This window comes from Methanofollis fontis (assembly GCF_004297185.1).
GTDB lineage: Archaea > Halobacteriota > Methanomicrobia > Methanomicrobiales > Methanofollaceae > Methanofollis > Methanofollis fontis.
Window position 1 is genome coordinate 437733 of the sequence record NZ_PGCL01000002.1, and the last position, 11268, is coordinate 449000.

At 54.8% G+C, this 11268-nt stretch carries 14 protein-coding genes; 3 read left to right on the forward strand and 11 right to left on the reverse strand.

The window, feature by feature from the left end; translation table 11 throughout:
• Nucleotide 1: 1 nt before the first annotated feature.
• Genes CUJ86_RS05985 through CUJ86_RS11820 form a run of 3 tightly spaced genes read right to left on the reverse strand, consistent with a single transcriptional unit; the run spans nucleotide 2 to nucleotide 3747 of the window.
• A complete protein-coding gene (locus CUJ86_RS05985) occupies nucleotides 2–925 on the reverse strand; it encodes a type II secretion system F family protein (protein WP_130646648.1) in 924 nt (307 codons plus the stop codon).
• Entirely contained in the window at nucleotides 918–3581 is a 2664-nt protein-coding gene (locus CUJ86_RS05990) for an ATPase, T2SS/T4P/T4SS family (RefSeq protein WP_235855591.1), read from the reverse strand. Before CUJ86_RS05990 ends, CUJ86_RS05985 begins: the two co-directional genes overlap by 8 nt.
• Nucleotides 3574–3747, reverse strand: a complete 174-nt coding sequence (locus CUJ86_RS11820; protein ID WP_165394798.1) for a hypothetical protein — start codon at nucleotides 3745–3747, stop codon at nucleotides 3574–3576. Before CUJ86_RS11820 ends, CUJ86_RS05990 begins: the two co-directional genes overlap by 8 nt.
• Between CUJ86_RS11820 and CUJ86_RS05995 the strand changes: the two genes are divergently transcribed.
• Complete coding sequence (locus CUJ86_RS05995; protein ID WP_130646649.1) at nucleotides 3748–4074, forward strand: hypothetical protein; 327 nt, start codon at nucleotides 3748–3750, stop codon at nucleotides 4072–4074.
• A gap of 215 nt (nucleotides 4075–4289) precedes the next feature.
• Here the strand turns inward: CUJ86_RS05995 and minD are convergent, their stop codons facing one another.
• From minD to CUJ86_RS06035, 8 genes are all read right to left on the reverse strand, one after another.
• Nucleotides 4290–5075 (reverse strand): cell division ATPase MinD, encoded by a 786-nt coding sequence (gene minD, locus CUJ86_RS06000; protein WP_130646850.1) that lies wholly within the window; start codon nucleotides 5073–5075, stop codon nucleotides 4290–4292.
• Nucleotides 5076–5197: 122 nt separating this feature from the next.
• A complete protein-coding gene (locus CUJ86_RS06005; RefSeq protein ID WP_130646650.1) occupies nucleotides 5198–5794 on the reverse strand; it encodes a hypothetical protein in 597 nt (198 codons plus the stop codon).
• On the reverse strand, nucleotides 5795–6484 hold the full coding sequence (locus CUJ86_RS06010) for a roadblock/LC7 domain-containing protein (RefSeq protein ID WP_130646651.1): 690 nt from the start codon (nucleotides 6482–6484) through the stop codon (nucleotides 5795–5797).
• Nucleotide 6485: 1 nt separating this feature from the next.
• Nucleotides 6486–6833, reverse strand: coding sequence for a roadblock/LC7 domain-containing protein (locus tag CUJ86_RS06015; protein ID WP_130646851.1), 348 nt, complete (start codon nucleotides 6831–6833; stop codon nucleotides 6486–6488).
• Nucleotides 6834–6841: 8 nt separating this feature from the next.
• A complete protein-coding gene (locus CUJ86_RS06020) occupies nucleotides 6842–8245 on the reverse strand; it encodes a Ni/Fe hydrogenase subunit alpha (RefSeq protein WP_130646652.1) in 1404 nt (467 codons plus the stop codon).
• Entirely contained in the window at nucleotides 8242–9159 is a 918-nt protein-coding gene (locus CUJ86_RS06025; protein ID WP_130646653.1) for an NADH-quinone oxidoreductase subunit B family protein, read from the reverse strand. Before CUJ86_RS06025 ends, CUJ86_RS06020 begins: the two co-directional genes overlap by 4 nt.
• A 5-nt stretch (nucleotides 9160–9164) precedes the next feature.
• Nucleotides 9165–9728, reverse strand: a complete 564-nt coding sequence (locus CUJ86_RS06030) for a hydrocarbon binding protein (contains V4R domain) (protein ID WP_165394799.1) — start codon at nucleotides 9726–9728, stop codon at nucleotides 9165–9167.
• A complete protein-coding gene (locus CUJ86_RS06035) occupies nucleotides 9728–9973 on the reverse strand; it encodes a 4Fe-4S dicluster domain-containing protein (RefSeq protein ID WP_130646655.1) in 246 nt (81 codons plus the stop codon). The genes CUJ86_RS06030 and CUJ86_RS06035 overlap by 1 nt, the downstream gene beginning before the upstream one ends.
• Nucleotides 9974–10088: 115 nt before the next feature.
• Between CUJ86_RS06035 and CUJ86_RS06040 the strand changes: the two genes are divergently transcribed.
• Together CUJ86_RS06040 and hisI are read left to right on the forward strand one after the other, a co-directional pair.
• Nucleotides 10089–10880 carry an A24 family peptidase C-terminal domain-containing protein gene (locus CUJ86_RS06040; RefSeq protein ID WP_328590951.1) on the forward strand — a complete coding sequence of 264 codons (792 nt, stop codon included), beginning with the start codon at nucleotides 10089–10091 and terminating at the stop codon, nucleotides 10878–10880.
• Between the two features lie 5 nt (nucleotides 10881–10885).
• Entirely contained in the window at nucleotides 10886–11248 is a 363-nt protein-coding gene (gene hisI / locus CUJ86_RS06045; RefSeq protein ID WP_130646657.1) for a phosphoribosyl-AMP cyclohydrolase, read from the forward strand.
• Nucleotides 11249–11268: the final 20 nt, after the last annotated feature.

The window sequence follows — 11268 nt, forward strand, 5'->3', positions numbered from 1 at the left end:
CTCACACCTCCGGGGTCATCGAACTGATCAGTATGATGAACATGATGCTCCCGAATGGCACGATCAGATAGATGATGATAATCAGAAAGATCGGGTTGGCATCTCCCCCGATGATCGACATGATCGACTGCAGGATGATCAGGAAGAGGGTTCCGGCCACCATCGCCGTCACATAACTCTCGGCAATCAGACCCAGGGTTTCGAGAAAGGTCTTCTGCTGCTGGTGGTTCTCATTGGTGTACTGGACCGCCTTGTTCCTGAAATACTCAGTGAGGTTTGCACCAGAGGAGATCGTCGCCATCGCACCCTGCAAGAACTCTTTCATCCTCGGACTCGGTGTAAAGGTAGAGGATATCCGCATCGCCTCAATGAGATCCCTGCCAAAAAGGTCGATCTCACGGGAGATATACCGGGCTTCTACAGCGGTTTCGCCATATATCGGGCTTTCTCCAAGGAGACGGAAGACCTCGGCCGGAGTGATGCCTGCCGTTGACATTGCGGTCACATAATTGATCGCATAGGGAAGCGTGGCGTCGATATTCCGCCGCCTGTTGCCGGCCAGCACCTTGGGATACATCATGAAGGAGAAGTAGGTGATGCCGCCAAAGACCAGGAGGGAAAAAACGAAGACAAATGTCGTTCCAATCAGGAGCTTGAAGTCGGAGAGGGCAACAAGAAAACCGGGAACGGCACCATGATATGAGATCATCCCCGGGATATCCAGAAAGAATGTGAGCATCCCGAGCAATAAGGCCGTCACACATCCGACAAGCAGTGACGAGAGATAGGCCGTGGAGAGGTAGGCCTCAAAGGGGGTCTTCATGCGGGCCTGCATCAGATCGCTCCTTAGTTCGACATATTCCTCCCGTTTGCCCTTTGCCCTCTGGCCAAGAAGGCCGAAACTAAAGCGTTCAAAACTATTCATAGAGATCACCCCGCACGACCTCCATGACCGCATCGGGGTCGCGGAAGTAGGAGATCAGCATCTTTGAGACATCACGGTAGTGACGGATCTTCTTGATTCGCATCCATTCAAGAATTTCCTGGCGCCTTTTTAGCTCCTCTCGCATTCTTGTCTCACTCCAGCCACGGATTTCCATGATAGCCTCCAGAATGTACGACTTCCCGGAATACCTGATATCGTCGGATGCCTGATGCCAGGAGAAGACCTCATTGGTGATCAGTTCGTTTGTCCGGGGATCAATATCCAGGATCTCAATGATCTGTTTGTTTCTCCGGATCCGCTGCCCCCCGACACGCGCCTGCTGCTGGACGCAGACCAGATTGAGGGCGTTGAGCATGTTTCGCGGGACGTTCAGGGGAGGGTTCTCGAGTCGGTGAACAACCGATGCCACCGAATCGGCGTGCATTGTTGCATACGTGACGTGGCCGGTGGACATCGCCTGGAAGAGCGTCTGTGCCTCCTTGCCCCTGACCTCACCGACCAGTATGTACTCGGGGCGCTGACGGAGGGCCGCCCTGAGCAGTTCGTACATGTCAATCTCGCCCTTTCCACCGGTGTCGAATGAATCACGCGTCACCGAGGGGATCCAGTTCGGATGGGGCAGTTTCAGTTCACGGGTGTCCTCAAGGGAGACGATCTTCGCCTGCGGCGGAATGAACAGGGAGATGGCATTGAGTGCAGTGGTCTTTCCAGAAGCTGTCCCTCCGGCAAATATGGCTGAGTTCCCGGCCTCCACCGCAAGCCACAGGAAGGCAATGGAGAGGGGCGAGAAGGTGCCCCACTCGATCATATCGGTCGGCGTGATGGGTTCGTCCTTGAACTTCCGGATCGTGAAGGTCGAACCATGTGCGGTCACCTCGCGGCCAAGCGTCATCTGGATACGGGAACCGTCCGACATTGTGGCATCGAGCATCGGTTCTGCGATTGAGATGTACTTGCCTGCACGCTGTGCGAGCTTGGTGACAAACGAATCGAGTTCGACGGCATCGGTGTACATCAGGTTGGTCTTGATCGACTCATATCCCGAGTGGAAGATGAAGATCGGGTTGTTCAGCCCATCACAGGAAATATCCTCGATATACTTGTCATGCATCACGGCATCGATCAGGCCGTCACCGAGGAAGTCGCGCTCGATTGCATAGAGGATCTTCTCTCTGGTGAGTGGAGAGAGCGAGATACCATAATCAGCAATAATTTCGTCGGAAAATGAACGGAGAATACGTTTCGATTCTGAACGGGAGATATCCTTCGTGTTCACGTCCAGACGTTCGAACAGGCGCTCCTTGATCTCGTCGAGCAGTTCGGATTCGGCGTCGGTGATCTCCGGTTCGAGCACCTCGTAGGAGTATTCATGGGTGGCATTGTCATAGATGATTCGTACATATGCATAGGGTTCGTTGACAGGGTAGAGTTCTACCTCCTCAACACCGGGATCTGGAGTGAAGGCGAGGTCGACAAGGGGGCCATGGATCACCGGGTTGTATTCATCGACAGTGTGACGGAACCGGGAGATAATGCCTAATTTTCCGAGAATTCCACCCTTTTCCGGACCCTCTCTCCCGAGTACCACTTCACGGGCGTCTTCGGCAATACTGGGGAATGAATCCCTCCATATCCCATCAATCTCCTGAGGAAGACCATTCACTCCAGACGAGTGGGCCTGAGATCTGAACTCAAATGCAAGATCCTCAACATCAAAGGTTGCTGCCTTCGGGAGAATGAGATCTGAGAAGGAATTGAGGTCTTCGGCATCGGTAATGCCCGCATCCACATTCCCCTGAGGATTGTCCGACGTTTCGCCCTCAGACCATCGCGTCCGCCGGCTCATAGCATGTGTTGCTGGGGGCACAGTGGGCTGAACGGGCTCGCACCCATACCCGGGCATTGCATCGGCATCCTCCTGGATGCTATCATCCGGGACTGTTCTACCCTGGATCGTCTCGATTTCTGGAATGGACTGGCTGAGCGCCGGAATTCCGTCCATTTCCCTGAAAGCATCACTCTTTCCCGAAAAAAGTTCATCAACAACTGACTGCAACTCAGCAAGATTTCTGGGGTCCAGGACCGGTTCATCATTTTCGTGGGCAGAGAGCGCCGTCTCACGAATAATGCCCCCGGCATCCGCCCCATCATCGGGAGATGCGTCATCCCCAAACAACAGTGTGGGGGACTGTTCCCCATCACCAGCATCCGCCCCATCATCGGGAGATGTGCCATCCCCAAACAACAGCGTGGGGGACTGTTCCCCATCACCAGCATCAGCCCCATCATCGGGAGATGCGTCATCCCCAAACAACAGTGTGGGAGGCTGTTCCCCATCACCAGCATCAGCCCCATCGTCGGGAGATGCGTCATCCAGGGACAATGGAGAGGGGATTTTTTCCTCGCTCCCGCCATCGTCCAGAACCGGGCTCTGCCTGACGTCCCGGATCAGATTGCTGAGATCGAGACCGCCCTTTTTTCCCACCATCGATCTGAGCGATTCAAATTCGTCAGCGTGGTCAGGTTGGACCGTAACTTCAGCACCGTTCTCGTCGTCCGGATCACTGCTGCCGCGCCCGTTCATCTGCTGAAGGATGTCATGCAGCCGATTTTTTTTTAGCGTGTCCTTATTCATCTGCCAAACCACCCAGATCAATCACAAGTTCACTTTTTTTTCCATTGAAATCAACAAGGAACGTATAGACCTCACGTGCCCGATCAATCATCAGCACATCATAATGCCCGTTCAGGAGACGGAATGAGACTTTTCCATCTCCCGTCGTCACATCGCTCGCGATCACATGACGCCCCTTCCGCATCGATACCCGGACACCGGACTGCGGACGATCGTCCCGTACTATATCAATGGAGAGTACACCAGGAGATTTTCGTTTTTCTCCTATTTCCGGGATATCGGCGGGGAGTTGATGGGGAAAGTGCCCCTTGTTGAAAACCCTGCAATGAGAAACCACGATGTCGACGGCCCGCCGATCGACACCGTAGAGATCATATTCATCGTTGTCGGTTATTTTGAGGACAGCAGAATCACCGAAGAGCGCTCCTTTCTCGTCCCTGAAGATCGCACCGGTTGGCTCTCCGCCAGAAAAAAGGATGACCGAACTTTTTGAACTGTCGACAAACACGCCAACGGAACCGTCCCGTGAACCTGCCACCCTTGACATCTCAAAATAGGGGAATGATCCGAGATAGCGCGATCTGCTGAGAATCTCATTTATGATCTCCATTATCTCCATGATTCGTCCCCCGGAACCTCTCACCAACACAGACAGATCAGGTTGACCCACCCGCAAAAACCCGGAAACGGGTTTTAACCGTTTCCAGATCAGCGTGCTCCGCCAAAGAGCGTGTGAGCAAGCCTGTCAATGAAATTTTGTTTCCTCTCCTCGGTCTCCTCTTCATACTGCATCCCGGCGATGTCCGCGGCGATTCGCCTGAAGGCGCGTGAGGACTCCGATGCCGGATACTTGATGACTACCGGCGTCTTGTAGGCGGTCGATCTCCGCACGTTGGGGTCTTCAGGGATCATGTCGATCACCCGCACGCCAAGCACGTCCTCGACAGAATGCCGTCTGATTTCGGTGTTTTCCATCCCCGATCGATTGATGATCGCACCATAGACCTTGCCCCCGACCATCTCCGTCAGGATTTTCGTCTTCAGAGCGTCGGCCATCGAAGAGAGTTCCGGGTTCACCACAAGGATCACCTCATCCGAGATGGCAAGTGCCACCACACCATCTTTGCTGATCCCGGCAGCGGCGTCGACAAGGAGGTAGTCACACCGGTCAATCAGTTCCCGCATCACATCCCGGAGACGATCGGGGTCCGAGTTCTGAAAGCCCTGGAGTGAGATGCCGCTTGGCACCACTTTGACGCCATTGGGCCCCTCATATATTGCATCCTCAACCTTCGCCTTGCCGGCAAGCACTTCATGAAGTGTGACCGGTGCGTCTTCAAGCCCGAGCACCAGACCCAGATTCGCCATCCCGATATCCGCATCGAGAATATAGGTTTCTTTGCCGAGTTGGGCGAGAGATGTCCCGAGGTTAACGGTTACCGTCGTCTTGCCGGTACCCCCTTTCCCGGATGCGATTGTAAATGCCCTGATCAATCCCACACCTTCTACTCCATTGATTGTGAACTATGGTATTTAAACATTTTGAAATCATAGATGGCAATTAGAAGAGGTTAAACAGTCATTTAAGGCAAGAAATCGAGAAAAATGAATATGAACTACTGTTCGTCCCGGGTCTCGTCAACGATCAGATGGTCCATCTGAAGTTCTTTCAAGAGTGCCGAGGCATCTGCCTCGAAATTTTCCGAGAGTTTCTTGAGTGACTCAATGGAAACCTGATCGAGAACCTGTTTTCGAACCCGACCCTGAGCGGTTACCGACTTCCCTTCCCCAACCGGATCGTCGCCGGCTTCAACCGCCTGGACCACCCGTATCCGTGCGGCTCTGACACCCGCACCAACTTTCACCGGCTTTATTGTTGTCTTCCCCCCCTTTTCATCGCTCTCGCCCTCAACAACCCTCCACGCCTCATTGAAGAGGAGGAGGGCATCCACCTCTCTGGCAGAGAAGGGGTGAAAATCTGTACAGGCCTCCGCCGTATCCCCTTCTATCCGTTTCAGGGCCTCGCTTCCAGCGCTCTGCGTCGAGATTTCAGCACAGAGCGGCTTGCCTGAACGAAAAAGAACTGATCCTTTTCGATCTCTGGTTTTCCAGAGGAGGGCGCCGGTGAATCCGGTCGTCCGGCAGGATTCGACTGCCTCTGAAAGAGGACAGGTGAGGGATTTCTCCGGGGTGCCGGTCTTTGGAAAGTGCATCTATCCATCCCACCTGATGCTGCGCAGTGCAACCCGTATCAGACCGAGGTTTGCATTCGATTCGGCCAGAACACAGAGGGAGAGATCACCGAAGGGGGCGATGATCAGTTTCCCGCCCGGCGTTTCGAGGATGATCTGATCGAGGTCGCCGGTCTCCATATCACAGGCAATCCGGGATCCCGCTCTGAGCAGATCTTCTGCAACTGCAGCAATCCGGTCAAAATCAGCAGCACCGGCAGATTGAACGGCAAAACCTTCATAAAATGCAGAAACAGCGATCACACCAGGCTGGGAGAGGATCAGATTGAGTGAGCCTTCATTGAGGGCGGGTACACCCACATCACCATCAACACCCTCGTCCACAGGCACCGGAGTAGCGTGTTCGGAGATCAAATAACCCATCGAACGGCACCGCCCGACCGCCTCCTCAAACTCATCAGGGTCGTACCGCCCGAGAATACAGGAGGGGGCCGGTTCTGCAAACATGAGCTCCAGTGCTTCCTGACCGACAATCTCTTCAGAACCTCCGTTATACCAGGCCGCTATAGGCCGACCCTCTTCAGAGAGGACAAAACCCTCGACACCTTCAGACTGGATCCATACAACTGCACAAAAGGCATCAGTAAATGGAAGGACCTCCTCAAGAGGGGCCTTCATGCTCCCGAATTTTTTTCCCTCCGGCAATTTCATGTTATAGCGCCGCAATAATTCGATCCTTATTCTTTTTCAGTTCATACCGTATCCTGCCGATGTTGACGCCGTCGTTGGCAACAATGGCAATCATCTCATCCTCTGAGAGTGGCGAGAGAAGGATAGGACCATTCTCCAGTTCAACCAGCATCTGATTGAGATAACCCTTGCCGAGTTCGGCGCCCATCGCCTCAGACGTACCCATGCCGGTGGATGCCATTGCACCCAGGGCATCGGTGTCGATATCGCCGGAAACGGCGTCCTCGATCACAAAACCGTCCCTTCCAACGACAACAGCCGCGGTGACGCCGTCGAGCCTGAGAAATTCCATTAATATCTGTTTGAGCATCTCCATTGTCAGTTCACCTCCCCTGACCCGAGCGGATCATTGCCCTCCTGCTGTGGACGACGGAGATCGATCCGGATCGGCATCCGACCGAGGGCATGGGTTGCACAGGAGATGCATGGATCATAGGCACGGATGACCGTTTCGATTCTGTTCGATGCGTCAGCCGTAAGTTCACCATTTTTCACTACTTTTTTTGCCACATCCTCTACGCCACGGTCCATTGCATAATTATTCTGGCAGGTGGCGACAATCAGGTTGCACCGTTCGATGATGCCGGCTTCATCCACCGAATAGTCATGGATGAGGGTGCCGCGAGGCGCCTCGATGATTCCCACCCCCCGGCGGTTCACGACGCCATCGACCGGCGCTCTGATATCGTCACCCGTGATCATCGGGTCCTCCAGGAGGGCGACAGCGCGTTCACAGGCCGAGTAAAATTCGATATATCGGGCGACATTATAGGCAAGCGTTGCCTGCGTGAACCGACCGAAAACGGAACGATATTCTTCCAGCGCCGCATCGGCCTTCGGGGTGCCCATCCGATCGACGACATTCAAGCGGGCGAGCGGTCCGACACGGTATGCCTGACCCGAGGCGAGTCGGCAGAACTTCAGGTACGACCACTCTTCAGAGTACTCCCTGATATGCCCGAGGTAATCCTCACCGGCAAACGACCCGATCTGCTGGCCTCCTTCATCGAGAAGCCTGACCTCGCCATCGCTGATCGCATGGGTGCCGCCGTCGGTCATGCCCATAAATGCCGTTTCAACGGCGCCAAACTCCATATCGACACCGTCCATCAGACTGCGTGCGATCTCCCATCCGTTTTCAGCGATATCAAGCCCACTTCTTGCGGCATCGAGAAGTTCATCGCGCGCGGCAGGGGTGAGGGCCAGCGACATTCCGCCGGGTATGGCGTTGCTCGGATGTATCGGTTTTCCGCCGACCGCCTCGGTGATCCGCTGCCCGAGTTTTCTCACTTCGATCGCAGATTTTGCAATTTCCGGTGCCGTCCGGGCGATACCGATCACATTCCGCTCTTCCGCCGGCGCCTCCCCGAGCAGGAAGTCGGGTGCTGCGAGCATGAAGAAATGGAGGGCATGCGAGTGGATGAACTGTCCGGCCATCAGGAGCTGGCGCAATTTTTTTCCGGTTGCCGGGAGTTCGGCACCGAAGATCTGATCCGTCGCCTTTGCCGCTGCCACATGGTGCGATGTCGGACAGATCCCACAGATTCTGGGGGTGATCCGCGGCGCCTCCTCAATGGCAGAACCGATCAGAAACTTTTCAAAACCACGGAGCTCGACGACGTTGAAGTGAGCGCGCTCCACGCCGCCGCTCTCATCGAGGTCGATCCTGACCTGTGCGTGCCCCTCGATCCGGGTCACCGGCGAGATGGTCAGGCGTGTCATGCCTTCCCTCCCCGCACAAGGTCCCGGATCTTCGATATCTCTTTGTCCTCCATGATCAGGCTCCCGATTGTAAAGGGATACATGGTGTGTGCCACGTCGTAGAGCTGTTTTTCGACCTCTTTTTCAGGTGTGTCGGTGAGATCGGCGATCCGTCGGACCATCATGTTATGGATGTCCCTGCAGGGTTCCCTGAGTATGTCCAGCGAGGGACCGTTGCAGCCGTGACAGGGCACATTGTTCCGGGGGCAGGAGGCACCGCACCGCCCGAACGTCACCGGTCCAAGGCAGAGATATCCCTGACCAAGGAGACAGTGCTCACGGTCGGGGGTTCCCTCGTAACGGCGTTTCAGGTGCCAATTCTGCACGTCCCCCATCTTTCGGTCGCATTCAGAACATACCGATTTCTTCGAGAGTTCGATCGGATCCCCCCGGACAAGAGCGGGGATGATGGTCCTGAGAAACTTCTCCTTGGGCGGACAACCGGTGACATAATAGTCCACCTTCACGAGATCTCCCACGGCAAATGCCCGATAGAGGAAGGGCGGCACGTCGGTCGGGATGACATTGCCCTCATCAGCCGTTTCGACACCGCGGTAAACGCAGTTGAAGAGATCCTCCTGTTTTCCAAGCATCGAGAGGCCAGAAACCCCACCATAGCAGGCACAGGTGCCAAAGGCAACCAGTTTCTTCGCTCGCTTCCGGATCAGGTTCAAACGCTCTTCATTCTCTTCATTCCTGACAGCACCAGTCACGAAGGCGATATCAATCCCCTCGGGAGGTTCTTTCACATCCATGATCACCGGCGAATACACGATATCGGCCTCGGCGATCACCTCAAGCAGCATCTCATGGAGATCAAGCACCGAGATCGTACAGCCGGAGCATCCTGCCAGTTCTTCAATTGCGATCTTCATGGCAATCACTTCAGGATCAGTTTCTTCAGGCAGGCATTGGGGCCCGTGTGCACGATCTCCAGCTTCGCCCTGCGCCCCGTGATCTCCTCGATGGCACCGACCACATACCCATAAAGGGTCTGACAGAGGGGACCGCCCTGATCCATGCCGTTTCTGCGGAGGGTTTGACGGACGATACAGTCGTGGAAGACAAGATAGATGAACGTCTCGTTATTCTCGGTGACGACATAATTCTCCTTGTCCTCCGGTTTCCAGAGTTCGAAGGTATACTGACCGTGGAGAATATACGAGAGTTCACGTAGCGCTTCCTCGATATCATCGATTTTCCGGAAATATTTCGCCACCTCATGACCGAATTTTTTTCCGGCCCGATAGGTTACGGCATTGGCTCCTCGCCCGGCGATCTCCTCAAGAGACTTGATGATCAGCCCGTTCATTTTCATGACTCCATGAAGGGTCTGTTCAAGGTCCTTGGGGCTGGGCGAACAGCTCATGGGGACATCCTCGGCGCGGAAGACAGTCCCTGTCTTGAACTGTTTGTTCATCTCTTCGACAGTCAATTCACCCATCAGATCACCCGGTTGATCATCTCGCAGACGCGAATGTCGATATAATTCCTCTTCGACGGGTAGACGCCCCGGTGCTCGAGTGCCTGCGCCGGGCAGATCTCATGACACGAGAGGCAGCCCATGCAGTTCTCCGGGCGGACCGGAACGCTGACCCCGTCCTTCATTTCATATACCCGCATCGGGCAGTCTTTGACACACAGACCACACCCATTGCAGGCAACAGGGTCTACAGAAATCTCTATCACTGAACATCACCAGACAGAATACAGGATATACAATTTCTCCTATTTCACGATATTAAAATGTATTGAAAATCGTTAGAGTTAAAAACAACCTGAAAAATAGGAATTGTGGATGAATATGCTTCCGCTCTGGATTGGAACGACGGCAGTCGCAATTACACTGCTCTATGCCTCATGGCTCGATCATCGGGACCGCCGGGTGCCGTTCAGGACATGGTACCCGATGCTTGCTGTTGCGGTGCCCTCGGTCTGCCTGTACTATGCAGGCATGCTGATGGAGGGAGAGACCCGGCTTGTATTCTCCTATATTGCGCTCTCACTCATATTTTCAGGCATATTCTATCTCTTCGGCAGCCTCCACCTCTTCGGCGGGGCGGATGCATGGGCCCTCATCTTTCTCTCGGTCTGCATACCGGCATTCCCGATCACACCACTCTGGGGTGTGCCGACCTTCGGGTTCTTCCCGTTTTCGGTACTGGTCAATGCCCTTGTCCTGAACCTTGCGGCACCGCCTGCCCTGTTCATATACAATCTCCTTCACGGCAACCGCGCCCCCTTCCCCTATATGTTCCTGGGCTATCCAGTAAAGGGGGCGGAGATCCAGCGCCACTACGGTTTTGTCATGGAGGAGATCGAGGAGGAGGCAGATGGAAGCCTCTCCCGACACTTCCTCAGGATGAGGGACTCGTTGCGGCGGACGGTGAGAGGCGGTGAACGGCGCATGTACACAAAGGATCTCAGGGAGCACCCGGAACGCTATACACAGGAACTGGCGCTCTACCGACGTTCAAAAACCGTCTGGATCTCATATGCGGTTCCATTCATCATCCCGATCACAGGCGGCCTCATTTCAGCACTGTTTATTGGCGATATATTCTATATGATCCTGCGGACAATCGCAGGAGTCTGAACAGAGTGGACCTGAACTATACTCACGGACTGATCCCGGTCATCGTGCAGGAGGCGGAGACGGACGAGGTTCTGATGCTGGCATGGGCAAACGATGAGGCGTTACGGCTGACCCGGGAGAGCGGATTCGCCCATTACTGGTCGAGAAGCCGGCAGAAGATCTGGAAAAAGGGAGAGGAAAGCGGCAATCTTCAGCGGGTGATCGAGATCAGGGTGGACTGCGATGCCGACACCCTCCTCTACCGGGTCGAGCAGAGGGGGGCGGCATGCCACACCGGCCATCACTCGTGTTTTTACCGGGACATCGAGGGGCGCGAGCTCACGGCCCGCCTCTTTGATCCGTCAGAAGTATATGCTAATAAGGGATAAAGACACGTAAAATATGGTGA

Excerpts from the sequence above, each read along its gene's own strand:
- CUJ86_RS06030 (WP_165394799.1), bottom strand. The coding sequence starts at position 9,728 with ATGGGTGAATTGACTGTCGAAGAGATGAACAAACAGTTCAAGACAGGG.
- CUJ86_RS05995 (WP_130646649.1), top strand. The coding sequence starts at position 3,748 with ATGACGCCCCTTCCGCATCGATACCCGGACACCGGACTGCGGACGATC.
- CUJ86_RS05990 (WP_235855591.1), bottom strand. The coding sequence starts at position 3,581 with ATGAATAAGGACACGCTAAAAAAAAATCGGCTGCATGACATCCTTCAG.
- CUJ86_RS06025 (WP_130646653.1), bottom strand. The coding sequence starts at position 9,159 with ATGAAGATCGCAATTGAAGAACTGGCAGGATGCTCCGGCTGTACGATC.
- CUJ86_RS05985 (WP_130646648.1), bottom strand. The coding sequence starts at position 925 with ATGAATAGTTTTGAACGCTTTAGTTTCGGCCTTCTTGGCCAGAGGGCA.
- CUJ86_RS06040 (WP_328590951.1), top strand. The coding sequence starts at position 10,089 with ATGCTTCCGCTCTGGATTGGAACGACGGCAGTCGCAATTACACTGCTC.
- CUJ86_RS06015 (WP_130646851.1), bottom strand. The coding sequence starts at position 6,833 with ATGCTCAAACAGATATTAATGGAATTTCTCAGGCTCGACGGCGTCACC.
- CUJ86_RS06010 (WP_130646651.1), bottom strand. The coding sequence starts at position 6,484 with ATGAAATTGCCGGAGGGAAAAAAATTCGGGAGCATGAAGGCCCCTCTT.
- CUJ86_RS06005 (WP_130646650.1), bottom strand. The coding sequence starts at position 5,794 with ATGCACTTTCCAAAGACCGGCACCCCGGAGAAATCCCTCACCTGTCCT.
- CUJ86_RS06020 (WP_130646652.1), bottom strand. The coding sequence starts at position 8,245 with ATGACACGCCTGACCATCTCGCCGGTGACCCGGATCGAGGGGCACGCA.